The sequence below is a fragment of the Paenibacillus sp. FSL L8-0470 genome (assembly GCF_038008625.1).
GTDB lineage: Bacteria > Bacillota > Bacilli > Paenibacillales > Paenibacillaceae > Paenibacillus_AQ.
In genome coordinates this window covers 818,242-841,684 of record NZ_JBBOZM010000001.1, presented here as the reverse complement: position 1 = coordinate 841,684, position 23,443 = coordinate 818,242, and the positions used below count along the sequence as shown (strand labels likewise).

At 48.9% G+C, this 23,443-nt stretch carries 22 protein-coding genes; 10 read left to right on the top strand and 12 right to left on the bottom strand.

Going from position 1 to position 23,443, the window contains the following annotated elements; genetic code table 11:
* Positions 1–21 precede the first annotated feature (21 nt).
* The 5 genes from NST99_RS03880 to NST99_RS03860 all read right to left on the bottom strand — a co-directional run bounded on the left by NST99_RS03880 (position 22) and on the right by NST99_RS03860 (position 4,426).
* Positions 22–864, bottom strand: coding sequence for an aldo/keto reductase (locus tag NST99_RS03880; protein ID WP_341089835.1), 843 nt, complete (start codon positions 862–864; stop codon positions 22–24).
* A gap of 188 nt (positions 865–1,052) precedes the next feature.
* Complete coding sequence (locus NST99_RS03875; RefSeq protein ID WP_341089834.1) at positions 1,053–1,820, bottom strand: ABC transporter permease; 768 nt, start codon at positions 1,818–1,820, stop codon at positions 1,053–1,055.
* Positions 1,813–2,739, bottom strand: a complete 927-nt coding sequence (locus tag NST99_RS03870) for an ABC transporter ATP-binding protein (RefSeq protein ID WP_341089833.1) — start codon at positions 2,737–2,739, stop codon at positions 1,813–1,815. The genes NST99_RS03875 and NST99_RS03870 overlap by 8 nt, the downstream gene beginning before the upstream one ends.
* A gap of 81 nt (positions 2,740–2,820) precedes the next feature.
* The gene (locus tag NST99_RS03865; RefSeq protein WP_341089832.1) at positions 2,821–3,516 is read right to left on the bottom strand and encodes a response regulator transcription factor; all 696 of its coding nucleotides are present in this window, start codon (positions 3,514–3,516) and stop codon (positions 2,821–2,823) included.
* Positions 3,476–4,426: a sensor histidine kinase gene (locus NST99_RS03860; RefSeq protein WP_341089830.1), complete on the bottom strand. Its 951-nt coding sequence runs from the start codon at positions 4,424–4,426 to the stop codon at positions 3,476–3,478. Before NST99_RS03860 ends, NST99_RS03865 begins: the two co-directional genes overlap by 41 nt.
* 132 nt (positions 4,427–4,558) lie before the next feature.
* On the opposite strand from NST99_RS03860, the gene NST99_RS03855 reads away from it, so the two are divergent.
* Both NST99_RS03855 and sstT read left to right on the top strand, forming a co-directional pair.
* Positions 4,559–5,074 (top strand): ClbS/DfsB family four-helix bundle protein, encoded by a 516-nt coding sequence (locus NST99_RS03855; protein WP_341089829.1) that lies wholly within the window; start codon positions 4,559–4,561, stop codon positions 5,072–5,074.
* Between the two features lie 227 nt (positions 5,075–5,301).
* Positions 5,302–6,534, top strand: a complete 1,233-nt coding sequence (sstT, locus tag NST99_RS03850) for a serine/threonine transporter SstT (protein WP_341089828.1) — start codon at positions 5,302–5,304, stop codon at positions 6,532–6,534.
* Positions 6,535–6,810: 276 nt separating this feature from the next.
* On the opposite strand, the gene NST99_RS03845 is transcribed toward sstT, so the two are convergent.
* On the bottom strand, positions 6,811–7,812 hold the full coding sequence (locus NST99_RS03845; protein ID WP_341089826.1) for a MerR family transcriptional regulator: 1,002 nt from the start codon (positions 7,810–7,812) through the stop codon (positions 6,811–6,813).
* 133 nt (positions 7,813–7,945) lie between these two features.
* On the opposite strand from NST99_RS03845, the gene NST99_RS03840 reads away from it, so the two are divergent.
* Genes NST99_RS03840 through NST99_RS03830 form a run of 3 tightly spaced genes read left to right on the top strand, consistent with a single transcriptional unit; the run spans position 7,946 to position 10,533 of the window.
* Positions 7,946–8,950 (top strand): ABC transporter ATP-binding protein, encoded by a 1,005-nt coding sequence (locus tag NST99_RS03840; protein WP_341089824.1) that lies wholly within the window; start codon positions 7,946–7,948, stop codon positions 8,948–8,950.
* Entirely contained in the window at positions 8,947–9,738 is a 792-nt protein-coding gene (locus NST99_RS03835) for an ABC transporter permease (protein ID WP_341089822.1), read from the top strand. The genes NST99_RS03840 and NST99_RS03835 overlap by 4 nt, the downstream gene beginning before the upstream one ends.
* A gap of 3 nt (positions 9,739–9,741) precedes the next feature.
* Entirely contained in the window at positions 9,742–10,533 is a 792-nt protein-coding gene (locus NST99_RS03830; protein ID WP_341089820.1) for an ABC transporter permease, read from the top strand.
* Between the two features lie 115 nt (positions 10,534–10,648).
* Here the strand turns inward: NST99_RS03830 and NST99_RS03825 are convergent, their stop codons facing one another.
* A complete protein-coding gene (locus NST99_RS03825) occupies positions 10,649–11,554 on the bottom strand; it encodes a GNAT family N-acetyltransferase (protein WP_341089819.1) in 906 nt (301 codons plus the stop codon).
* A 189-nt stretch (positions 11,555–11,743) separates the two neighbouring features.
* On the opposite strand from NST99_RS03825, the gene NST99_RS03820 reads away from it, so the two are divergent.
* Positions 11,744–12,727 (top strand): DUF4003 family protein, encoded by a 984-nt coding sequence (locus tag NST99_RS03820; protein WP_341089818.1) that lies wholly within the window; start codon positions 11,744–11,746, stop codon positions 12,725–12,727.
* Positions 12,727–13,197 (top strand): GNAT family N-acetyltransferase, encoded by a 471-nt coding sequence (locus tag NST99_RS03815; RefSeq protein WP_341089816.1) that lies wholly within the window; start codon positions 12,727–12,729, stop codon positions 13,195–13,197. Before NST99_RS03820 ends, NST99_RS03815 begins: the two co-directional genes overlap by 1 nt.
* Positions 13,198–13,245: 48 nt before the next feature.
* On the opposite strand, the gene NST99_RS03810 is transcribed toward NST99_RS03815, so the two are convergent.
* A complete protein-coding gene (locus NST99_RS03810) occupies positions 13,246–15,774 on the bottom strand; it encodes an ABC transporter permease (protein WP_341089814.1) in 2,529 nt (842 codons plus the stop codon).
* Between the two features lie 13 nt (positions 15,775–15,787).
* Positions 15,788–16,489, bottom strand: coding sequence for an ABC transporter ATP-binding protein (locus tag NST99_RS03805; RefSeq protein WP_341089812.1), 702 nt, complete (start codon positions 16,487–16,489; stop codon positions 15,788–15,790).
* 232 nt (positions 16,490–16,721) lie between these two features.
* On the opposite strand from NST99_RS03805, the gene NST99_RS03800 reads away from it, so the two are divergent.
* On the top strand, positions 16,722–17,882 hold the full coding sequence (locus tag NST99_RS03800) for a hypothetical protein (protein WP_341089810.1): 1,161 nt from the start codon (positions 16,722–16,724) through the stop codon (positions 17,880–17,882).
* A gap of 44 nt (positions 17,883–17,926) precedes the next feature.
* Here NST99_RS03800 and NST99_RS03795 read toward each other — a convergent pair whose 3' ends face one another.
* From NST99_RS03795 to NST99_RS03785, 3 genes are read right to left on the bottom strand one after another with little or no spacing between them, the layout of a single operon-like run.
* On the bottom strand, positions 17,927–18,661 hold the full coding sequence (locus NST99_RS03795; protein ID WP_341089808.1) for an aminoglycoside phosphotransferase family protein: 735 nt from the start codon (positions 18,659–18,661) through the stop codon (positions 17,927–17,929).
* Between the two features lie 23 nt (positions 18,662–18,684).
* Positions 18,685–19,239: a DUF1700 domain-containing protein gene (locus NST99_RS03790; RefSeq protein WP_341089807.1), complete on the bottom strand. Its 555-nt coding sequence runs from the start codon at positions 19,237–19,239 to the stop codon at positions 18,685–18,687.
* 49 nt (positions 19,240–19,288) lie between these two features.
* Positions 19,289–19,612, bottom strand: coding sequence for a PadR family transcriptional regulator (locus tag NST99_RS03785; protein WP_341097542.1), 324 nt, complete (start codon positions 19,610–19,612; stop codon positions 19,289–19,291).
* A 235-nt stretch (positions 19,613–19,847) separates the two neighbouring features.
* Between NST99_RS03785 and NST99_RS03780 the strand changes: the two genes are divergently transcribed.
* Both NST99_RS03780 and NST99_RS03775 read left to right on the top strand, forming a co-directional pair.
* Positions 19,848–21,623 (top strand): ABC transporter ATP-binding protein, encoded by a 1,776-nt coding sequence (locus tag NST99_RS03780; RefSeq protein ID WP_341089806.1) that lies wholly within the window; start codon positions 19,848–19,850, stop codon positions 21,621–21,623.
* On the top strand, positions 21,610–23,385 hold the full coding sequence (locus NST99_RS03775; protein WP_341089805.1) for an ABC transporter ATP-binding protein: 1,776 nt from the start codon (positions 21,610–21,612) through the stop codon (positions 23,383–23,385). The genes NST99_RS03780 and NST99_RS03775 overlap by 14 nt, the downstream gene beginning before the upstream one ends.
* Positions 23,386–23,443: the final 58 nt, after the last annotated feature.

Here is a 23,443-nt window from a genome sequence, read left to right as displayed (position 1 = left end):
ATGCACATGCGTTAAGTACGTTTAGAATTCCTCATAGGTCGCCGGATCTTGATCCGCGATACGCCCGGATGCTGAGCTTAGTCCCGAAACCGTCTCCATTTCCGCTTCAGTCAGAGCGAAATCAAACACGTTCAGGTTATCCCGCTGATGCTCTACAGATCCTGCTTTGGGAATCGGAACCGCTCCAAGCTGGACATGCCAGCGCAGGATGACCTGGGAGATTGACTTGTTATATCTTCCGGCAATTTCAGCAAGCTTGTCATTCTCCAGAATACTGCTGCCGCGTCCGAGCGGACTCCAAGATTCGGTCACGATTCCGTGCTCTTTATGCCATCGGCGCTGCTTTTCCTGGTTAAACAGGGGATGCAGCTCGATTTGGTTCATGCTTGGCGCTACTCCGGTTTCCTTGATCAAACGCTCTATATGCTCCGGCAAAAAGTTGCAGACCCCTATGGAGCGGATCAGCCCTTGCTTCTTGGCCTCGATCATCGCCTGCCAGGCCTCAACGTACAAATTCACATTGGGGTTCGGCCAATGGATGAGATAGAAATCATAATAGTCCAATCCGGCCCGATATAAGGATTCCTGGATCGTTTCCACCGCTTTGTCATAAGCGTGATGGCGCCCCGGCAGCTTGGACGTAATAAACAGCTGCTCCCTCGGCACAGAGCTTTGGCGAACCGCTTCGCCAATCGTTCCTTCATTCTCATAATTAAAGGCGCTATCCAGCAAGCGATAGCCGGCATCAATCGCTGTTGTAAGACTCTTCACACCGCCCTCACCCTTCAAGCGATAAGTCCCAAATCCAATCGCAGGCACCTTTAGTCCATCGTTCAATTCAATTTCCGGGATTCTTTCAGTCATCGTTACTCTTCTCCTTTGTGTCGTGCAATCCCCAAGCGGGCTGCACTCTATTATGTTGAAGACGCAAACGCGCTTGCACCCAGTTCTATTTTACCTTATTTAGTCTGGAAGTGTCGCCTCTGTAACTCTCTGCGCTTTGAGCGGATCGGGATCTTTCAGCATTTAAATGGACACTCGATTCAGCCTGCTCATACATTCAGGTCTTCCTTAATTTTATAACGGACTACAATGAACGTGAATACTGCAATAGCTGCAACCGCAACAAAAGTCGTATGCATAACTTCGCCGGTATTATTGAAGTCCTTTATGCGGACCAGCGTATTGATAAGCAGGTATTTCGACAGGTGAATTCCCTCAACAAGCGATTCCAGTGCAGCCAGCGACATTCCCACAACATTTAGGGCCAGGATAAATCCAGCGGTCAAACTTACCAGCAGGTTTTTGGCGATCATTGCAATACAGAGAATCAGGATCGAAAATGCCCAATGCAGCAAAAACTGGCCGACCAGCAGTTTAACGAAAAAACCAAGATCACCAAGGCTGGCATTACCAAAGAATAGGCTTCTTCCAATCCAGTCAGACATCAGCAGCGTGATGAACAGAAGGATTATAAACACGGCCAGGATCAACATTTTCGACAAGACAGAATAGATTCTTGCGTTTCTCATCGAGATATAATTTTTGTGGAATCCGGAGTTATATTCACTCATATAGAAATAAATACTGAAGACCGCAATGTAAATCAGCATCCAGGAGGAGGGCTGTGAAATATTATATTGGATAAACTCGCTCTCATTCATTCTGCTGACCACAACGCCTCCCTCTTCAATCGACTGTGAGTATTGCTGCATCATAAAGATGCCGAAGATTTGAAAAGCACAGAACAGCAGCAGCAGCAAATACATGATTTTATTATTTCTGAAGCGGTGAAAATCCATCTTAAGGATATTAATCATAGTGATCACCCGCACTTTCCGTCCGTTCCAGGAAGTATTGCTCCAGGCTCTGCTTATGCTTATAAATTGAATCTACCGCTACCCCATGATCCACCAGCACCTTCGTTATTTGCCGGATTTCAATGTTCCGGTCATAGACATACAGCGTTTGACCGTAGGCAACCTTGTACTTTGAGATTTGCAGTTCCCGCTCCAAAACCGGAATGGCCGTTTTGGCTTCATCCACCCCGATCTCAATCCGTTCCTCACATTTCTGCAGCAGTTCTTCTCTGGAGATCACCTCAACAATCTCACCCTGATGAATAATTGCATACTTAGTCGCGATTTTGGATAACTCCTCAAGAAAATGACTCGAAATGATAATGGTTAAGCCGGCTTTGTTCAGCTCCAGGATCAACTGTCTAATCTCAACAATACCTTCCGGGTCAAGCCCGTTGATCGGCTCATCGAGTATCAGGACATCCGGACTTCCGAGTAAAGCAATCGCTATGCCGAGCCGTTGTTTCATCCCCATGGAATAGCTTTTGACTTTAGCTGTATTCTTATGATCTAGTCCAACCAGCTGCAGCAATTTCTCTATCTGCTTGTTCCTATCCTTGAGGCCATAAGCCATGGCCAATAGATTCAAGTTCTCATAGGCCGAATAATGGGGATAGAGTCCGGCATTTTCAATCAGCACGCCCATCCGCTCGAAGAAAGACTGATTCTCACCCGAAGCCCGGTTAAAAAAATGAAGTTCTCCCGACGTCGGATAAATTAATCCGCCGATCATTTTCAGCAGCGTCGATTTCCCCGCCCCGTTTTTCCCGATTAATCCTACAATCTCACCTTTGAATATTTTGAGATCGGCATTCAGCACAGCGGTTTTTGATTTGTACCTTTTCGTAAGTCCGCTCATTTCAATAATACAATCTGACATGGTAGCACCCTCCTTCACCATAAGTTAACAGGATGAAGGCTAAGACATCGCTAATAAAAGGTTAAGAAATGTCAAAGCGTTTCACTTACTCAGCCTGAAGCCGATTCCCCAGATCGTATCAATATAAGGGTCACTATCATAGCGCTTAATTTTATTGCGGATATTGCTGATATGCACCGTTATCGTTTTGTCTTCTCCCATATAGATTTCATCCCATGCCAGCTCGTACAAATCCTGCTTCGTGAATACCCGCGTTGGGTTCCTCACCAGCAGTTCAACAATTTTATACTCCTGTCTCGTCAGACTAAGTGTCTTATCCTTTACTTTGACACTGTATGCCGTGCTGTCCAGCAGCAGGTTTTTATGCTTGTACTCCTTGGAGGATTCATCTGCCGCGTTTCTTTTGATATGGACATGGATGCGGGCAATCAGCTCTTCTATTTCAAAAGGCTTGGTGATATAATCGTCTGCTCCCAAAGCGAACAGGTTCAACTTATGATCCAACTGGTCCTTAGCCGACAGAATGATCACCGGGACCCCAGACTTTAAATCCTTCCGCAAATAATGCATGAATTCTTCCCCCGATAAACCGGGCAGCATCAGATCCAGCACAATGAGTTGGTACTCGCGGTGAGCCAGATTCATCTTCCCTTCACTGCCGGAATATGCTTGTGTGCAATGAAACTTGTCTGCTGTAAGACCGTCATAAATAATCCCGTTAATATGTTCATCATCCTCAATAATCAGGACCCGCTGATTGTTCCCGTTCCCGCACATCTGCATTCTCCTTCGCTGTTTTCATAAATTCTGTTTTTAGGCAAAAGGTATCGCCGATGCATTCGGCCTCCGTATCTCCGTTCATCTTTTCCATAAGTGATTTCACAATTGATAGACCCAAACCGGAGGAATGAACGGTACGTGAAGGATCTTCTTTATAGAAACGGGTGAAAATCCGCTCCATATTGACCTGGGTCCCTGCCTTCAGCAGATTGGTGAAATGGATACACACGGTATCCTGCTTATCCTCATAACCAATAGATAACGAACCTCCCCCATGTATAAAATAGTTGCCGACGATATTCGCAAATACCCGCTCCACGGCATTTACATTCCCTACGATAGAAACGGGCAACTCCGGAAGATTGAGCATGGGTTCATCACCGGCCCGGGAAAAATCATCAATGAAATGAAATAAGTTCCGCTTCAGCACATCCATAACGTCAACGGATTCAAGTTCAAGGCTATATTCCGGATTCTGCAGCTTGGTGTATAAAAACAACTCGTCAACCAACTTGATGATCTGCTGAATTCTGGATTGGGCTAGTGTTACATATTGTGTCTTGTCTTGAAGTTGTTCTGAGCGCAGAGCTAATTGGAGATAACCATCTAATGAAGTAAGCGGGGTTCTGATATCATGCGACAGGCTGATGATCGTAGAATTCATCTCTTCATTTTTCCGGCTGAATTGCTGATCCAGGGCTCTTTGACGGCTTAACAAAGCATTGCAGCGGTGGATTAAGCTATCGATTTCCTTAGGCTTTAATTGTGTTCCTATAAACTTAAAAGAATTATGTTCCATAATAAAAGACAGCTGATTCCCGATATCCCTAATCTGGCTTTTATAATACAGCAGGTAAATAGTTTGGGCCATTAACAAAATAATAGCTATAACCAGGACAATAATCATGGTGTCACTTCCTTCCATATGAACTTCATTATATACGAATATAGATTTTGCTATGATCTTATTTTGGTTAAATATGACATACTGCCGTCACTGCTCTATGGTATAACTAGAATAAAAACGAGGTGCGCTGCTATGGCAAGCTATGAATATTCGTCCAAAGAGAAATTAATCGAGACCATTCATTCCAAATATGTGCTGCTGGATGCAGAATTTGACGGGATCGACGACAGCCAGAGGGATGCAAGAATACCTGAGGTGGATAAGACACCCGCCGAAATTATCGCCTACCAGCTTGGCTGGCTTCCGCTCATCATGGGCTGGGACAAGGATGAACGGGAAGGCCGTGAAGTCCATATGCCGTCACCCGGCTATAAATGGAACCAGCTTGGCGGACTTTACCAGTCCTTCTACGAGCAATATGCCGCATTATCCCTCGCCGAGCTGCGAGACCTATTCCGTCAGAGGGAGCAGGAGTGGCTGGAATGGATCGGTACTTTAACCGAAGAAGAGCTGTTCACCCAAGGCACTCGCAAATGGACCGGCAGCAAGGACAACTGGCCGATGGCCCGCTGGATTCACATCAATTCAGTCGCCCCGTTCACCAACTTCCGCGCCAAAATCAGAAAGTGGAAGAAATACAGACCATAGAGTCCCGTTTACTCCCCCCAATCGGGTAAGTGGCTAAATGGCATTTGCACCTGACAAGCCGCCCATTATCAGCGGACACTATCAAATAGCGGAGGATCGGATAACGGTGTGCAAATTTTTACAGTTGCACACAATCGACATTTTTCGTGATAAACTTACATACGCTGCCGTAATAAAGCAGGCGTCAGGGCTTAGTTATATTTCCATATTGAAACCGGGGGGAAGTAATGAAGACAGCATTGCTCAAGTGGAACCAAGTGAGCCTAGTACAACGAATACTTGTGGGGATTGTAATTGGTATAATTTTAGCTGTATTGATTCCTGATGCAACTGGAGTCAGCATTTTCGGCTCCTTGTTTGTACTGGCATTAAAGGCAGTCGCACCTGTATTGGTCTTGCTCTTAGTCATGTCGGCCATATCCAAACATAAAAAAGGCCAACAAACGAATATGAAAGCGATTCTTGTTCTGTATGGTTTAAGTACATTTTTGGCAGGACTGATTGCAGTTATCGTAAGTTTTATGTTTCCGGTACGCCTATCACTTGTAAAGGGTGTGAGCGACCTGACTCCACCTGATGGAATTGTAGAAGTACTCAAGGCTTTGCTGTTTAATGTGGTCGATAACCCGGTAAACGCCCTAATGAATGCCAACTATATCGGTATCCTAACATGGGCTATATTACTTGGCTTTGCTCTTAGAAATGCCAATGATAACACCAAAGACACGCTTACTAATTTTTCAGATGCTGTCTCGCAAATCGTCAAGTGGGTAATCAGCTTGGCACCATTAGGCATCATGGGTCTTGTCTTTGATTCTATTACAGCAAAGGGACTTTCATCCCTGCTTGATTATGGTAAACTCCTTCTTGTTCTCATTGGATGTATGTTATTCATGGCGCTTGTGATTAATCCGTTAATTGTATATCTGAATATTCGTAGAAATCCTTACCCTCTTGTGTTCCATTGCCTGAAGGAAAGCGGGATTACCGCATTCTTTACTCGCAGCTCAGCCGCAAACATTCCCATCAACATGAGATTATGTGAAAAGCTCGATCTGGATGCAGATACGTATTCTGTGTCCATTCCCTTAGGTGCTACGATTAATATGGCGGGTGCAGCTGTTACGATCTCTGTCTTGACCCTCGCTGCTGTTCACACGGTCGGCATTGAAGTGGATTTTGGTATGGCGCTTGTTCTTAGCGTGCTGTCTGCTATATCTGCTGCGGGTGCCTCAGGTGTTGCCGGAGGATCGCTCTTATTGATTCCTCTAGCATGCAGCGTCTTCGGCATTCCGAATGATATTGCGATTCAAGTCGTTGGTGTAGGTTTCATCATCGGTGTTCTGCAGGACTCTTTCGAGACTGCGCTTAACTCATCTTCCGACTTACTATTCACAGCAACCGCTGAATATGCAAAAAATCGCAAAGAAGGCGTGGAATTTGTGATTAATACCCAATAAATAGTGTCAAGTGGAAACGGCTTCGCCGTCCTCAAAAGGACGGTATCCGTTTCAGCGAGAAATAGAAGGATAATTTATAGCGTGAAACATATAAATTCTTATCTTTAGATAAAAACAAGCAGGAGACCTTGGGCTCCTGCTTGTTTATTGTTCCCGGTTGGATTGGGTTTCTGCTGCGCTTCGTCAACCCTGATGTCACTCTTTATAAAGTTATTTGCAGCAAGTGAAGGCTGCTATCTTGAGATGGCTATCGGGTGGTGAACAATTGGAGCCTTCCTATCTAATCTCCACTACAATTTGTTTGATTGCAGCTGCGCTTATAGTCAGGCTGGCAAGGGTGTCCAGCCAATGATCGCCTGCACTGACAAATTCAATTTCCAAATCCGCCGCTGGCTGGTTAAGCGCAAGAACAGCTCCGGCGCTGTTGCCACTGTCGAAAATGAGCATACTGCGCTGGATAGCGGATATGCTGTAATGATTTTGCCTCAGCATATAGATGATACGTAGCCTTGCAATTTCTTCATCTCCATAGACGCGGGATTGATCAGGCTGCCGCGGAACACAGATCAGCCCGTTGCGCTCCCAATTGCGCAGCACTTCCGGTGTGACTCCTAACAAAGAGGCGGCTTCCTTATGGCTATACACATTCCCTGTGCCGGGCAGCTGACCTTTCTCGGTCCAATTCTTAAGCAGCGACGCTGTTTCCAGTGCAGAGGCGTATTCCTTCTCCAATAGATGCTGATAGGCTTCAGCATTGGTTAACGCCAGCTCCACATCCCATGATTTAAGGGCAGCTGCAACCGAAAAGGCGGTGTTTCTTAGAGTGCGGTTGGTATAGGGGGTACCAAAGATCAAACGGCAAACCCGAAGCTGTGTAAGATGTCTGTATGTAAACTGCCGATAGCGGTTTTCCGTACGTTCTACCGGTGAGATCAGCCCTATTTTTTCATAAAACCTTATCGTATTGGGATGTACGCCCAGCTCCTGAGCGATTTGTCCTGTCCTATAAAATGCTTCACCGGATGTATTAAGAATCGGCTTGGGTTTCGCGGCTGATTCATCGGGGATAAACTTCATAATCTCTCCAATGTCACAAGCAAGCGCTGTGCAAATCCGGGCCAGAACGCCAAGATCGGGACGCTTGATTTCATTGGTGATATACAGATTCAGCTGGCTTCTCTGAACGTGCGCAAGCTGAGCCAGCTTCCCGCTGTCAATGCCTTTGCTGCTCATGACTGACCCAAGGATAATATCGAAGTGTCCCCACTGTTCCGGCATGCAACAACCCCCTCTGGAAAAAAGATACATCTGTTATACCACAGAGAACAACAGCTATCAAATAGAACCCTCCAGTTTTGCACCACCCCTCCCCCGGCATGATAAACTCCTGTCATCAAAGGAGGATGAATCTATGGCGTATCATATCGAAGCAAACGGATTATCAAAAATATACCGCATTCCGGTTAGGGAGGCCGGCCTTCGTTCGGCGTTTGGCAGCTTGTTCCGTCCGCATTTTAATGAAGTTAAAGCTGTAGACGAGGTGAGCTTTGCCATAGAACGCGGTGAAATGGTCGGGTTCATCGGGCCGAATGGCGCAGGCAAGACCACGACACTCAAAATGCTCTCCGGGCTGCTCTACCCGACTTCAGGCAGTGCAACGGCTGCGGGGTTTACCCCGTGGCAGCGCAAACCCCAATATCTCAAGAAGATCAGCATGCTCATGGGCAATCGCAGCCAAATGCAGTGGAATAACACCGTGTATGATACGATGCACATTTTCAAAGAGATCTACGGAGTGCCCACAGCGGATTTCAAAAGACATCTTGTAGAGCTTGGGGACATGTTCGATGTAGGTAAGCTTATGCAGAAACGCGCCCGCAACCTCTCGCTCGGTGAACGGTCCAAATGCGAATTTATAGTCACCCTTCTGCATAAGCCGGAAATCCTGTATCTGGATGAGCCGACGCTTGGGATGGACGTGACAATGCAATTAAGGCTGCGGCAATATATGAAGGAATATAACCAGAAATTTGGTACAACGGTTATGCTGACAAGCCATTATATGTCCGATATCACTTCGCTTTGCTCCAGGGTGATGCTGATCAACGGCGGACATTTGGTCTATGACGGTAAGCTGTCCAGCCTGACGGACAAGATCACACCGTACCGGATCATCAAGCTGACCCTTGAAGAAGAGAATCCTCCGCTGAGCCCGGAGAGCCTTCAAATAGATGGAATTCCGGCAGAATGGATTGAGAATAGCGGAAATGAGTACACCCTCCGGGTAAAGAAAGAGGATGTCGTGAGGGCCAGCGGAATGCTGATGAGCAGGTATATCCTCATTGATTTCGGAATCGCTGATCCCCCCATTGAATCAGTGATTGACACTATATACGCAGAGGGGATCACTGTATGAATATCCGCGGCGGAATAGCGATGATTCGGGGCCAGCTCTTCAATTTCATGTCGGAAAAAGGATTCTTCTGGACGCTTGCACTCGGCTGGATGATCGGACCTGTGATCTATATGATCGTCTGGTCGACGGCTGCGTCATCCGGCACGATCGGGGGATATGACAGGAATGCCTTTGTTCTATACTATCTGTCCCTCATTCTCATCAATCAAATGACGTATCCGACGACACACTGGTCAACGGCTCAAGCGATACATAATGGCTCGATATCCTCAGCGCTGCTGCGCCCGTTGCCGCTTATTTATGGAGCGGTCGGACAAGAAGCGGCTGTCAAAATGGTGTGCATCCCGTTTGTTGCGGTTGTAGTTATGCTACTCGGGTTATTGCTGGGCGTGCAGGCCAGTTTTACATTAGTGTCCGTAGCTGCCGGCCTTGCGGCCCTTATGCTCGCACTCATGATTCGCTTTCTGCTCGCCTACATCCTGTCCCTTCTCGCTTTTTGGACACAGCATTCCTCGGCACTGCTCAGTGTCAACGATACCTTCATCTTTCTGTTCGGCGGACAGGTGGCTCCGCTTGCCTTGTTCCCCGGCCAGCTTAACCAGCTTACGCATTTTCTGCCCTACCGGTACATGATCTCTTTCCCGGTGGAGGCGCTTATGGGCACATTACACCGTGAGAGCATGATCCGGGGCTTCACCATGCAGCTGCTTTGGACTGCTGTATTGATGCTTATGTGTTATGGTGTAAACCGGTACGGCCAGCGTAAATATTCGGCAGTGGGAGGATAATTCATGAGTTATTTCAGACTAATCTTTACCTTCATGAAGGCGGCGTTTCAGAATGAGTCAGCATATCGGCTGAACTTTGTTATGAATTTTTTAAGTGCGGTGTTAGGTCTGGCAGGCGGTATTGGGGGGATTTATATTCTGTACGTCAACAATGAGGTCCTTAACGGCTGGACGATGCCGGAGACTCTGGCTGTACTCGGCGTTTACATGCTGGTGCAAGCCGTGAAAAATGTTGTGATCGGCCCCAGCATGAATAAGCTTGGCGGCATGGACGGCGAGATTGAAAGCGGGACGTTTGATTATACCCTATTGAAACCCATATCGACTCAATATTATATCAGTGTGCGGGAATGGTCTCTCTGGTCGGTTTTGCATATCGCCGTTGCCGCAGGTGTAGTCCTTTTCGCGATAGACGGCATGAACAGCGAAATAACCCTCCTAGCTGCTGCTCAGTTTCTGCTTGCACTAGTTATTTCTCTCGGAATTCTGTATTCCGTGATGCTGATTCTGAGCTCTGTCGCTTTTTGGTATAGAGGGACATACATGTTGTGGATCATGGAAGATATCCTGCAAGCGGGGCGGTATCCGATCGGCATCTATCCGCGCCCGCTCCGGTTGGTCTTGACATGGGTGCTGCCTGTCGGGTTCATTGTATCGGTTCCGGCTGAAGCACTTGTCCAGAAAGCTGAGCCCCTTATGCTTGCGGCAGGAGCCGTGCTTATGGTCATCCTTTTTACAGTTGCGACACTCTTCTTCAACCGCAGCCTCCACAAGTATTCCAGCGCATCCAGCTGAACAACCAATTGTGATGATCCCGACGAAAAACTTGGCTCGAAGCACAACGCTGCCTGGTTAATTCCACTTTTACGATGGCAGCATCCTAGTTGTATAATTCGCTTTGAAGCGTATTTTAATCAATTGCATAGCCGATCGTCAGGATGAACCCGTACAGCTCATAGCCAATCTGAGTATATAGGCGAATGGCCTTCTGATTGTTTCCATGTGTGCCCAAGGTGGCGATTGATTTGCCCTGCTGCTTCAGATGCTCCAGAGCTGTGCATATCATGCTCCGGGCGACGCCTTGTTTCTGCCATTCCGGTATGACAAAAACACTTTCCGTTGCGCTCCGCTCATCCGTGATACGCCATGTGGACGTGTTGCCGATCAATTGATTGCCAGCAAACGCACAAAAATTGACCATTTCCGGCGATCCCTGCATCCAGCTTAAATGGTTCATACTCCAGGCGACACCGTCAAAGGAGGCGAGCTCAGCTTGATGATACTGTTCCAAAGCCTGAGTGTTATCTAGTGCAAATGGAAGCACCTGAACTCCCTCCGGTAAAGGATAGCGGGGAATGTCCTGACTGAGGTCGAATTTAAATACAACAATCGTGTCCCGGATGGTAAATCCGCGGGCCAGGTAGTAGCTCAAATCCTTGAGATTATCCGCATCTAAATATTCAGCCAGTACAATGCGCTTGTCCGGATGCCCGGCTTTAATTTCTCTGGACCGTCTAATTAACGCATCCGTCAGGGCATCTTTGATCTGTTCATCCTCAACATCGTCCGCAAATAGGATTTGAAACTTTAGATATCGGATGAAATCCTTATCTTCATCATGTCCGGCCGCATGAAAGGTCTCATGCTCCATCAGGTGGGCAACCGCTATAATTTTATCTTCCCCATTCACTGCGCAGAACATATTTCTCTTATCCAGATCGCCATGATACAGATAGGTCATATTAAGAACAAAATCCAGGCTCCCGATCTGCTCTGCGTCTTCTTCTTTCGGATTTCGGATTACAAACTCCTTCATTACTGGCATCGCCCTCCAATTTTCTCGGGTACCGCTTACTTTCCTAATTCAATATTGACGGAGTGCACTGCACCCTGCAAGGTAGACTTTAAATATAGTCATCTATAGCTTTTGTTTTTCTTCATTTTTGCATGGTATAGTAAAATATCTAATAGAGATAAAACACAGTTTAGTGAGAGGTGGTTGCTAATGAAGGAGCCGTATACAGCAAGGCTTGTGCTGTTCGCACAAAACGCACAGATAATCAAAAAGGAGTTCCCTTGGCAAAATGCGCTGGTCAGCCGGTTAGCGGCATTACTGTACACAACAGAGGATAAGGTTGCAGATGAAGGGGCGATCCGTGCCAGCTATGAGCTGATCAAGGAAAACACCGGCCTCTTCTCTTCATTCAGGGGGTCTTCTGCAATCAGCATTTCCGCCCTGCTCTCCCTTTCTGCCGACAGGGAAGGACAGCTTAGAAACACGCTGTCCGTATATGACATGTTGAAGGATATCAAATTCTATGGCTCCGATTATCTGGTCGTGGCGGCTTATCAAATCGCCGCACATCAAACGCCGGATCAATATCATCGCACAGTAGAGCGGGCAAAGCGGTTTTATGACAGCATGAAGGCGACGCACCGTTTCCTTACGGGGCAGGATGATTACATCTTCGCCGCCATGCTCGGCCTGTCCGATATCGATATCGAAAGCGGCGTGGAACGGATGGAGCAGCTCTTTACCACGCTTAAGCCCGAATTCCGGTCCGGCAACAGCGTGCAAGGTTTGACACAAGTGCTGGTTCTTGGCGATCAAGCCAAGGAGGCGGCGGACCGTGTACTGGCCTTACGCGATGCCTTCCTTGCACAGAATATCCGCATGGACAAACAATTCACCCTATCTTCGCTTGGCGTGCTGTCCCTGCTTCCCCTAAGCAGGGAAGACATTGTGAACGATGTCTCCGGAACCTTCGAATTTCTCCGCACGCAAAAGGGGTTCGGCAAATGGTCGATTACCGAGCAGGAGCTGCTGCTGCTGTCTGCTGCGCTGGCAGCGCTCAAGGCGGTGGATGAAGTGCAAAACGGTATCCTGAACACGGTGCTCTCCACCAGCATTACCAACATTATCATTGCCCAGCAGACTGCAATCACCGCAGCTGCGGCTGCTTCGGCTGCCGCGGCCTCGTCAAGCTGATGACATGGGAAGATCGGGAACGCATACGCCGGATCACAACCAGAACGGAAGCTCTGCTATCCGGTCTATTGGGCATTTGGGAAGCATCGGTACGCCTTACCCATCTTTTTCTCTCCGAACAGGCTATCGCTGCTCTTCGGCCTGTGGTTCTTGAAGGACTCCGGGAAATCGGCCATTTGCTTGTGTTCACTGATGAACAGGAGCAGCTGCTGGGCTTCATAGGGGTGCAGGATCATAAGATTGAGATGCTGTTCGTAGCCCCAGAGGCGATAGGGCAAGGCATCGGCAGAAAGCTGGTTGCCCGGGTTATTGAAGCACTGGATGTACACGAGGTGGACGTGAATGAGCAGAATCCCCAAGCTGCAGGGTTCTACGAGCATATGGGATTTCAAGTGGTTGACCGGTCTGCATTGGATGAGCAGGGAAATCCTTTCCCTATCCTGCATATGAAATTATCGTCCCTTACTTGACAAAAAGCCAGCCGATATCGGCTGGCTTTGCTCATATTGTTTCAAGCGCTATTCCACTGACTTGAGCGCCTCAATCATATGAATCCGTTTGAGCTTGATATGCATGAAAACCATAACAATCCCCGAGAACAACAAGGTTAACAGCGCGGCATACACATAGCTGGGCCACTTGATGACTGGAGCGAACATCGTCGCATCCAGCTCAGCCGTCCTCAGAACGAAGCTATGCAGCAATATGCCGAGGCCGGAACCGGCCGCAATGCCGAGTACACTCAGCAGAATATTCTCGCGGTAAATATACAACGTTACTTCCTTATCATAAAAGCCCAGAACCTTGATCGTCGACAGCTCGCGGATCCGCTCGGACACATTGATATTGGTTAAGTTGTAAAGCACGACAAAAGCCAGTGCCGCCGCTGACACAATGAGCACCAAGGTCACAACGTCCATGCTCTTCATGGTATCGTCGAAGGCGGAGCCTACACTGCTGGAGAAGCTTACCGCAGCAACACGCTCACTAGCCGTCAGCTTTTCACTGAGTCCGTCTTCCCAGGCTGCATCCTGCACGCCATAGTTCAGCAGTTCTGTGTTGAATACCGGCTCTTTCCCGAATACAGAAGAATAATACGCCGGTGTCATGTACACATAGTGCATCACATAGTTCTCCGTAATCCCCGCGACCTGAATCTTGAAGGTTTCGTTCTTGTTGTCCACGACGGTCAACTTGCCGCCCGGCTCCAGCCCGTACAGCTTAGCCAGCTTCTCCGAGACAATAGCCCCCTCGTCCGTAAGCTTTCGCCCTTCTCCACTTATCCGGTCCCGCAGCTCTACATATTCGGATAAAGAATCAACAGCTGCTGGTATGAACAGATTCACATCCTGGTCATTTACACCGCTGGCGCGTGCGGTCATCGTTTCCTGCGCCACATTCAGCGTCCCGGTAATGGCGGACTCCCCAGTGATCAACTGCTCATAGGCATCCCGTGAACCGGCAGGCACATCATTATGCAGCGCTACAAGCGCATCATATTTCATAATCGTGCCGAATTGCTCTCCGGCGATGCTGCCGATCGAGTCCTTGAGGCCAAACCCGGTCAGGATCAGCGCCGTACAGCCGGCTACACCGAACACAGTCATGAACATCCGCTGCTTGTAGCGGAACAGATTCCGTGCGGTAACCTTCTGGACAAAATTCAGCCGTTTCCAGACAAAGGATATCCGCTCCAATATAATCCGCTGCCCGCTCTTCGGCGCCTTCGGACGCATCAATACGGAAGCGTTGCTGCGCAGCTCTACCCGGGAAGCGATCCAAGCCGTAAGCGTAGTGCAAATCAGCGCCACAATAACGGAGAGGATGGAATACGAAGGATAGAAGCTCTTGACGATATCCGGCAGGTTATAGAGTGAACTGTACGCATTATAGATAATGGTAGGCAACAGGGTGAAGCCCACGGCAAGCCCAACTACCGAAGCCGCCAGACTGGCAAGCGTGCCATAGACCATGAATTTGGCCATAATGTCACGGTTGCCATAACCAAGTGCTTTAAGTGTTCCGATCTGCAGGCGGTGCTCCTCAACCATCCGTGTCATGGTCGTCAAGCTGACCAGCGCAGCAATCAGGAAAAAGAACACCGGAAACACGCTCGCAATCGCCGACAACCGGTCAGCGTTGTCTTTATATTCGGTATACCCCGGACTTACATTCCGGTCTGTGACATAGATCTTGGGCAGCTCCAGCTCTGCGAGCTGCTGCTTGGCAGCAGCCACCTCCAGGGGGCCGCCGGATAACGCCTTCCCGCCTTCCGCCCGCAGCTCCGCAAGCCGCGCTTCCGGCACGCCGGATAACGCCTGCTCTACCGCTTGGGTATGCTGTTCGATCAGCGCCTCATACTTCGGCGAATAAGCCTTCAGCCCGGCAGTATCTGTAAAGGACAGATAGGCTTCCGTATAAACCGGCAGCTTAAAGTCTGCCTCCGGGATGGCGGCGAACGCATCCGCCGTGCCTTTGCCAATCGTACTGGTCCCCCGGTTGTTCTTCTCAATAAACTGGGGACTCCGCACAAAGCCCACTACGGTATAATCCAGTGTCCCGAAGTCGTCTGACAGCTCCGTATCCTTACCGTTTCCGCTAAACGTTACCTTGTCGCCCAGCGCATATTCTCCGGCCAGCACGTCATCCAGCACGATTTCTCCGGAATGCTCCGGTAGATGTCCTTCGATCATGCGGTATTGGTTAAGCGTTGTATCTGTATTGTAGGAAAAGACCTTAAGGATCAAAGCATTGTCGCCGGCGAACACATCTGCGCTGTACCCCGGCTGAATCTCACCGATCCCCGGCACATCCTTCAGCAGCTTAAGGTTGTCTTCGGTCAAACCGTAGGTGCTCTGCACTTTCAGATCCATCAGCCCCGTCTCCCGGTAAAAGGTTCCGGCGGTATCCAGCATATCCGGCCCGGCTGCCTTGATTCCGGAGAAAAAGCTGACGCCCAGCATAATAATTGCAAATATTGAAATAAAGCGGGCCTTGGTGTGCCCGATTTCACGAAAAATATCTTTCCATAGCGCTCGTTTTTTCATGGATGCCTTCTCCTTACCATTCGATATCATCAACGGATACCGGCGAAGGATTGGTTACCATCTTCCGTACCTTAGCGTTGTTGATCTCAATGACCCGGTCTGCCATCGGGGCAATCGCCAGATTATGCGTGATTACGATGACCGTAGTTCCGGTATTGCGGCAGGTATCCTGCAGCAGCTTCAGCACCTGCTTGCCGGTGTTGTAGTCAAGCGCGCCTGTCGGCTCGTCGCAGAGCAGCAGCTTCGGCTGCTTAGCCAGCGCTCTGGCAATCGCAACGCGTTGCTGCTCGCCGCCGGACAGCTGAGCCGGAAAATTATCCAGCCGAGCCCCCAGTCCTACATCCTCCAGCACCTTACGAGCATCCAAAGCACGCGGGGAAATCTGCGAAGCAAGCTCGACATTCTCCAGCGTTGTCAGATTGGGCACCAGGTTGTAGAACTGAAACACAAAACCCACGTCATTGCGGCGGTAGCCTGTTAACTCCCTGGCACTGAACTTGGCAATGTCCGTACCGTCCACAATGACCTGGCCTTCGTCAGCGGAATCCATTCCGCCAAGAATATTAAGCACGGTCGATTTACCCGCCCCGCTGGGACCGACAATAACGGCAAATTCACCTTTATTAATCTCAAAATCAATCCCGTCGTTGGCGACAATCACATTCTCGCCCATCTTATAACGCTTGTACTCACCCTTTACGGCAACAAAGCTCATGCCCATCCTCCTGTCTCTATCCGGACCAAGCCCAGTCTTCACTCTATGTACATTCCAATACACTGTCCGGTGCGGCTGTATATGGTTTCAGTTTATCACAAATACAAAGTCGAGGCCCGCCGGGGCTCGGCAGGTTCCCCGATCCGGCATCGTGTGATTTGTTATAGGAGAGACCGTATGCTAAGTTAGCAATATCTGTTTATATCATTTTATTTTGCTAGGAGGCCATGAAATGGATTACGCCAAGTCAAAAGCTGCCCTTGCGGACGAAGCAGCTTCATACGTCGAGAACTATAAAAAGTACGCATGGTTTCATCAGCCCCGTTCCATTTATGAGCTGGACACACTGAAACTTCTCCAGGTCAAACAGATCACAACCTACGAGCCTTTAAAAGAATTCGCAAATCTCAAGAAGCTTGAATTCGGCACCACAAATTCCAGGCTGACCCTGCCTGATCTTGCCGGCCTGGACTCCGCCACGAGTCTGGAACATCTAAGCTTCATAAGTAAAACAACGATTAAAAAGAATATAGAGACCCTTTCCCGGCTTGAACATCTGGAATCTCTGCAAATGTTCTATGTCCAGCACACGCTGCCCGATCAATTACTGTCCCCTCTTAAATCCTTAAAGTCGGTCAGTTTCTCCAAGCATAATTATGACAGTCAAACCGTTCTCCCGGACAGCCTGGAGACTATCAGTATGAGCTTTGATGAGATTGAGGCTGTGCCAGGCTTTGCACCCGCCGCGGGTGTGAAGAAGGTTTCTTTGGGAGGGCAAACCTGCCAGCTGGAAAGCCTAGATTCTTTCAGGGTTTTTCCAAATGTAGAGGAAATCAGATTGCTCGCACCTAAAAAGCTTGTGGATCTTTCATATGTTTCACAGCTAAGGAAACTGAAGATTCTGGACGCTAATTTTGCTGCTGCCAGTGATCTAAGTCCCTTCTACCAGCATGACAGCATTGAGGAAATACGGCTTAGAGGCTCATCTGTGGAGAGTCTTCAAGAAATGGGGATTTGTCCAAACCTAAAAACATTGTATCTGGAAAAAACAAAACTGAATTCCATCGAAGGCATAGGGGAGCAATTCCCCCATTTGGAGCTACTCTGGATATGGGAAACCAAAGTAAAGAATCTGGAAGCACTGACCGGGATGTCGTCGTTAATCAATCTGGATCTGACTATGCTTAAGCCAAAATCATGGGAATTCATCTCCACCCTGACCGGGCTTGAAACACTGGATTTATGCAAAACCTCATTTTCGGATCCCGGCCTACTCCTGAACCTCCCTCATTTGAAGAAGCTCAGACTGTCAGGAAGCAATGTGGACCCCCAGTCTAGTGAATATAAGGAATTAGAAGAGGCAATAACCGGGCGAAACGGTAAGTTGAGTTAGCATTGAACCTGACCGCCAGTAGACTATGAAGAGTGCTCCCCCGGCTATTCGTCGGGGCACTCTCCCGCTCTCGCCGCGATAATAACGGACAGATAATCTTCTATCATGCTTCGGCTAATATTCATTTCGTTAAGATATAAATCGGCCAGTGTTTTTTTGAACCGCAACAGCATCTCCCGGTCTTCAGCAGCTTCGGGGACCGGAGTATACTGTACCAAAAACACTGTTCTCGCCACATCATATAGTAAATCTCCATGACACACGTTCATGAAGTCAATAACAACGGGCTGCCCGCTTACGAGCAATATATTACCGGGATGAAGATCGCCATGGCAAAGGGTGTCTCCATCCTTAAGTTTATCCAGAATCCCGCATATTTGTCCGTGATCCATTCTTTTAGACAACGGAACATTTAATAGATGATATTTTAGAAATTCTTTGTAATTCAATACATCACTGACTTTGTTCTGAAGGATTGTCTTATGCAGTCTTGCCATATATTCAGCGCAGCTCTGAAGGTCGCCTGTCCTCAAAACCCAATCCAACAGGGATTCGCCATCCACCTTCTCATATATAATGCCCATGCGCTCTTCGCAGCTAATCATTTCATAGGCCTTTGCTTTGGCAAAGCCCATATCATTGATCATTCTGGTGTTTTGAAACTCTGTTTCCACATCACTTTGGGGGTAACCCGCAGCGAAAAGCTTAAGCACTTTCCCTTCTTCCCATTCATATACGGTCGCCGTATTCCCCTCACCAATGATCTTCCCATATGTCATTTAGACCACACCGCCTTTTCATATTAATTTTTGCGGGGAATGAGCCGGCTGTATTGTCTGGAGAGAAACTTCATATAGATCAGCAAGTATTTGCGGCTGATGAAGGCAATCCCACCAACAAACAGGCTGAACAGAAGGGCAACAGGGATGCTCCACGCGTAGGGAACATCGTATCCGTTGCCCAGGTTCATATTGATCCAGGAAACGCCAAAGCTGCGGATCACCCCTGCCAGTAAGATCAATACTGCGCTAAGGCCAAAGCCATAAGCGACAGTAGCCAGGATCGGAATAATCATGATACTCAGCAATCCGGTAGTGCAATAAAAAGTCACCATCTGCCACAGGGTTTTCAGCGACAGCCCCCCGCCCCGGCCCATCATATATTCACTTTGGTAAGCCTTGGCCAGCTTGCGCGGATTGCCGAGTCGAGCCAATATGACCGCCTCCGGCTGGCCGCTCGCCATGCCGTCGGCTATGCTGCTTTCAATTTCCCGGACAGCATCTACCCGTTCCTCCTCAGGCAAAAAATCCAATGCCTCATAAAACCTGCGAAGATAATCATTCGAGTTTGTCTCCATTTGTGTTTCCCTCCAACTGAACATGTATTTACCGAACCTGATTACCTAATTAATACCGCTGAATTTGCCCGATAGCACCTACAACCTTGCTCCATTCCTCTGTCATGGAAGCAAGCAGCTCTCGTCCAGGCGGGGTGAGCGAATAATATTTGCGGCGCGGACCGGTCTCCGACTCCTTCCAAAAGGCTTCTAAATAATTCTCCTTAAGCAGCCGCCGCAAAAGAGGATAAAGCGTCCCTTCATTAACGGCCAGCACCTCCCATTGACCCAGCGCCATTACCAGCTCATAACCGTAACGGGGCTGGCTGCTGATCAGCTGCAGGATGCAATATTCCAGCAGCCCCCGGCGCACCTGAGAAATCCATTCCGACATATCCAAAGCCATCCCCCCTTACACTACTATAATACCACACAGTACTGTGCGGCGTACACTAGTCAACAAACTTTATTTTCCTGTTTTTTCTATGACTGTCCAAAGAGTTCAATCGATTGTAACAAGAAAATATTCCAGTAGCCGATACTTGGCCGTTTGATAATGTTATAATCACCTTGATTTATTCATTCTTTTTCCAGCAAGAGTGAAAGAACATTCAGAAACAGGTGATTAGATGTTCGAACTAAAATGGCTGTGGCAGAACCTGGAGGGAAACCGTACGCGGTACATTCTGGCGCTCTGCCTCTCGGTGGTAGGCTCAAGTCTTACGATCGTGAATCCGTACATCAGTCAGCGCATTGTCGACACGTTCATAGCCGGCGACAATGCGCAGCAGAATCTCACACAAGAGCGGGGGCTCTTGATCGCGCTCTGCCTGGGCATGATCGGCTTTTCCCTGCTCCGCACCGGTCTTGCTTATTTGACAACCATGCAGTACGAAAAGTCCTCGCAGAACATGATGTACAACATCCGTATTTATTTGTACAACAAGATCCAGGGACAAGACAGGGAATATTACGACCATAACCGCACCGGCGACCTCATGACCAAGATGACCGGCGATCTGGACATGGTCCGGCACTCTATGGCATGGATTTTTAAGACGATCATTGAATCGTTAACGATTTTCCTTGCTGCCGTTATCTATTTTTTCACAATAGATGCGGAGTTAACGCTGTGGATGCTTATCCTGTCGCCACCGATTTTTATCGTGGCCTTCATTTTCGCCAAACGCGTCCGTCCGATGTATATTGACCTGCGCGAGCGGCTGTCCCAGCTTAACACCACTACACAGGAGAATATTTCAGGCAACCGTGTAGTCAAGGCTTTTGCCCGCGAGGAGTTCGAGATCGAAAAATTCACAGAGAAGAATGTCAACTATTCAACAGCTAACAAAAAGGCTGCCCTGGTATGGCTTGATTACTTTCCTTATCTGGAATCCTTCGCACAGGGCTTCAACGTCATCCTGATGCTGGCCGGCGGGCTGTTCCTTATGGAAGGCCGGATCACTTTTGGTGAATTCGCTGCCTTCTCTTCGCTCATCTGGGCCATATCCAACCCGATGCGCAACATTGGGATTATTATCAACGACATTCAGCGCTTTTTTGCCAGCTTGACTAAAATCATCGACATCTATTATGCCCGGCCTAATATTGTAAACGAACATAAGTCCATACAGAAACGCCGTTACGAAGGCCGCATTGAGTTCGATCAGGTGCGTTTCAAATATGATAGCGCTACCGTGCTGGACGATGTCAGCTTTACAGTTGAACCCGGTGAAACGATAGCGATCATGGGCTCGACGGGATCGGGAAAAACGACAATCATCAACCTGATCCCCCGCTTCTACGACGTATCCGCAGGACGTGTGCTGGTAGACGGCGTGGATGTCCGCCAGCTTGAGCTCGATGAGCTCCGCGACAATATCGGCATGGCAACCCAGGATGTACTCTTGTTCTCCGATACCATCGACGGGAACATCGCCTATGGCGACCCCGATCTTCCGGAGGAAGAGGCCATGTCCTATGCCGGGCTCGCAGCTGCCCACGATTTCATCTCCAAAATGCCCGAAGGGTATGACACCGTTGTCGGGGAACGTGGGGTTGGACTGTCCGGAGGGCAAAAGCAGCGTATTGCGCTGGCGCGGGCCTTGGCGGTCCACCGTCCTATTCTGATTCTGGACGATACGACTTCTGCCGTTGACCTTGAGACGGAGGAACACATTCAGAAAAGTCTGCGCGAGCTGGATTATCCCTGCACGAAGATCATTATCGCGCAGCGGGTGTCTACTACCTCGCAGGCTGACCGCATTCTCATTCTGGATGGCGGACGCCTGATTGAAGAGGGTACCCACGCCGAACTGCTGGCGAAACGGGGCTACTACTACGATGTGTTTATGCTGCAGAACGAGGGTATTGGAAGGCTGGTGACCGCTAATGGCAAGGAATAAATTCGACGTCGATGAGAATCTGGAATCGCCGTTTAATATCAAACACTTCCGTCGTGCAATGGTGTATATCAAACGGAAGAAAAAGCCCATGATCTTTGCGTTTGTGCTCAGCGCGATTTCAGCGGCCATTTCACTGTCCGCTCCACTGATCATGCAGCATGTCGTCGACGTGACCATTCCCGCCAAAGCCAAACTTCCGCTGCTGGGCTGGTCCGCGCTGATGCTTGTGACTATCGTGGTCAGTGTTATTCTGGCTACCTATCGCTCACGCATCATGACAAGCGTCGGACAGGACATTATTTTTGACATCCGCACGGATTTGTTTAAGCATCTGCAGGATTTGCCTTTCAAATATTATGATGACCGGCCGCAGGGCAAAATCCTGATCCGGGTCGTGAATTACGTCAATTCGGTTTCGGATGTGCTGTCCAACGGTATTATCAACTTTGTTCTGGAAATCGTGAATCTGGTCTTTATCGCCGCATTCATGTTCGCCGTCGATGTACGGCTCTCGTTCGTTATTCTGGCAGGACTGCCCGTATTCTTCGGCATCATGCTGCTGATCAAAACCCGGCAGCGCCGGGCATGGCAGGCGGTGTCCAACAAAAGCTCCAATCTGAACGCCTACCTGCAGGAAAGCATCAGCGGCATCGGCGTCACACAAATGTTCAACCGGGAACAGCGCAATGAGGGGATTTTCACGCGTCTGGCCAGCAATTTCCGTAAGGAATGGATAACAGCGGTGCGTTTCAACATGCTGATCCCGTTTAGCGTTGACAACCTGAGCACCATCGTTACAACGATGATCTTCCTGGTGGGTCTCCTGACACTGGACCCTGTAAATGTCACCTTTGGTGTGATTCTTGCCATGAGTAGCTATGCAGCCCGCTTCTGGCAGCCGATTCTGAATCTTTCGAACCTGTACAATAACTTTATCAATGCCGTCGCCTACCTGGAGCGTATCTTCGAAACGCTGGATGAGCCGGTTACCGTCAGCGATATTCCGGATGCGAAGGCACTGCCGCCTGTACAGGGCCATGTCACCTTCGACAACGTAACCTTTGCCTATGATCCGGGGCTTAACATTCTGGAGAATATCTCCTTCGATGTACTGGCAGGACAAAGCATCGCCCTGGTGGGACCGACAGGCGCAGGCAAAACAACGGTCGTCAATCTGATCTCCCGCTTCTACAATCTTACTGGCGGCAGGATTCTTATGGACGGACAGGATATCTCGCAGGTTACGCTGAAATCCCTTCGCGGCCAGATGGGGATCATGCTGCAGGACAGCTTCATTTTCTCCGGGACCATCCTGGATAATATCCGTTACGGCAAACTCGATGCTACCGAGGAAGAAGTGATCGCTGCGGCCAAGACCGTTTGTGCCGACGAATTCATCCGTGAGTTTGATCAGGGTTACCTGACAGAGGTTAATGAACGTGGCTCCAAGCTCTCGCAAGGACAGCGGCAGCTCATTTCGTTCGCCAGAACGCTGCTGGCTGATCCGCGCATTCTGATCCTGGATGAAGCGACTTCTTCCATCGACGCGAAAACTGAACGTCTGCTCCAGAAGGGCCTCAATGAGCTGCTCAAGGGACGCACCTCGTTCATTATCGCGCATCGCCTGTCCACCGTAAAAAACTGCGACCGCATTATGTATGTCGCAAACAAAGGTATCGCGGAAAGCGGGTCGCATGACGAGCTTATAGCACGCAAGGGCCACTATTACCGGCTTTATACGGCACAGAAGATGGAAGCATAGCCACTAAATCAAACTTAGACATTATTCTATAGCTGTCAAATCCCTTTCAGGAATCTGG

Excerpts from the sequence above, each read along its gene's own strand:
- NST99_RS03880 (WP_341089835.1), bottom strand. The coding sequence starts at position 864 with ATGACTGAAAGAATCCCGGAAATTGAATTGAACGATGGACTAAAGGTG.
- NST99_RS03875 (WP_341089834.1), bottom strand. The coding sequence starts at position 1,820 with ATGATTAATATCCTTAAGATGGATTTTCACCGCTTCAGAAATAATAAA.
- NST99_RS03870 (WP_341089833.1), bottom strand. The coding sequence starts at position 2,739 with ATGTCAGATTGTATTATTGAAATGAGCGGACTTACGAAAAGGTACAAA.
- NST99_RS03865 (WP_341089832.1), bottom strand. The coding sequence starts at position 3,516 with ATGTGCGGGAACGGGAACAATCAGCGGGTCCTGATTATTGAGGATGAT.
- NST99_RS03860 (WP_341089830.1), bottom strand. The coding sequence starts at position 4,426 with ATGATTATTGTCCTGGTTATAGCTATTATTTTGTTAATGGCCCAAACT.
- NST99_RS03855 (WP_341089829.1), top strand. The coding sequence starts at position 4,559 with ATGGCAAGCTATGAATATTCGTCCAAAGAGAAATTAATCGAGACCATT.
- sstT (WP_341089828.1), top strand. The coding sequence starts at position 5,302 with ATGAAGACAGCATTGCTCAAGTGGAACCAAGTGAGCCTAGTACAACGA.
- NST99_RS03845 (WP_341089826.1), bottom strand. The coding sequence starts at position 7,812 with ATGCCGGAACAGTGGGGACACTTCGATATTATCCTTGGGTCAGTCATG.
- NST99_RS03840 (WP_341089824.1), top strand. The coding sequence starts at position 7,946 with ATGGCGTATCATATCGAAGCAAACGGATTATCAAAAATATACCGCATT.
- NST99_RS03835 (WP_341089822.1), top strand. The coding sequence starts at position 8,947 with ATGAATATCCGCGGCGGAATAGCGATGATTCGGGGCCAGCTCTTCAAT.
- NST99_RS03830 (WP_341089820.1), top strand. The coding sequence starts at position 9,742 with ATGAGTTATTTCAGACTAATCTTTACCTTCATGAAGGCGGCGTTTCAG.
- NST99_RS03825 (WP_341089819.1), bottom strand. The coding sequence starts at position 11,554 with ATGAAGGAGTTTGTAATCCGAAATCCGAAAGAAGAAGACGCAGAGCAG.
- NST99_RS03820 (WP_341089818.1), top strand. The coding sequence starts at position 11,744 with ATGAAGGAGCCGTATACAGCAAGGCTTGTGCTGTTCGCACAAAACGCA.
- NST99_RS03815 (WP_341089816.1), top strand. The coding sequence starts at position 12,727 with ATGACATGGGAAGATCGGGAACGCATACGCCGGATCACAACCAGAACG.
- NST99_RS03810 (WP_341089814.1), bottom strand. The coding sequence starts at position 15,774 with ATGAAAAAACGAGCGCTATGGAAAGATATTTTTCGTGAAATCGGGCAC.
- NST99_RS03805 (WP_341089812.1), bottom strand. The coding sequence starts at position 16,489 with ATGAGCTTTGTTGCCGTAAAGGGTGAGTACAAGCGTTATAAGATGGGC.
- NST99_RS03800 (WP_341089810.1), top strand. The coding sequence starts at position 16,722 with ATGGATTACGCCAAGTCAAAAGCTGCCCTTGCGGACGAAGCAGCTTCA.
- NST99_RS03795 (WP_341089808.1), bottom strand. The coding sequence starts at position 18,661 with ATGACATATGGGAAGATCATTGGTGAGGGGAATACGGCGACCGTATAT.
- NST99_RS03790 (WP_341089807.1), bottom strand. The coding sequence starts at position 19,239 with ATGGAGACAAACTCGAATGATTATCTTCGCAGGTTTTATGAGGCATTG.
- NST99_RS03785 (WP_341097542.1), bottom strand. The coding sequence starts at position 19,612 with ATGTCGGAATGGATTTCTCAGGTGCGCCGGGGGCTGCTGGAATATTGC.
- NST99_RS03780 (WP_341089806.1), top strand. The coding sequence starts at position 19,848 with ATGTTCGAACTAAAATGGCTGTGGCAGAACCTGGAGGGAAACCGTACG.
- NST99_RS03775 (WP_341089805.1), top strand. The coding sequence starts at position 21,610 with ATGGCAAGGAATAAATTCGACGTCGATGAGAATCTGGAATCGCCGTTT.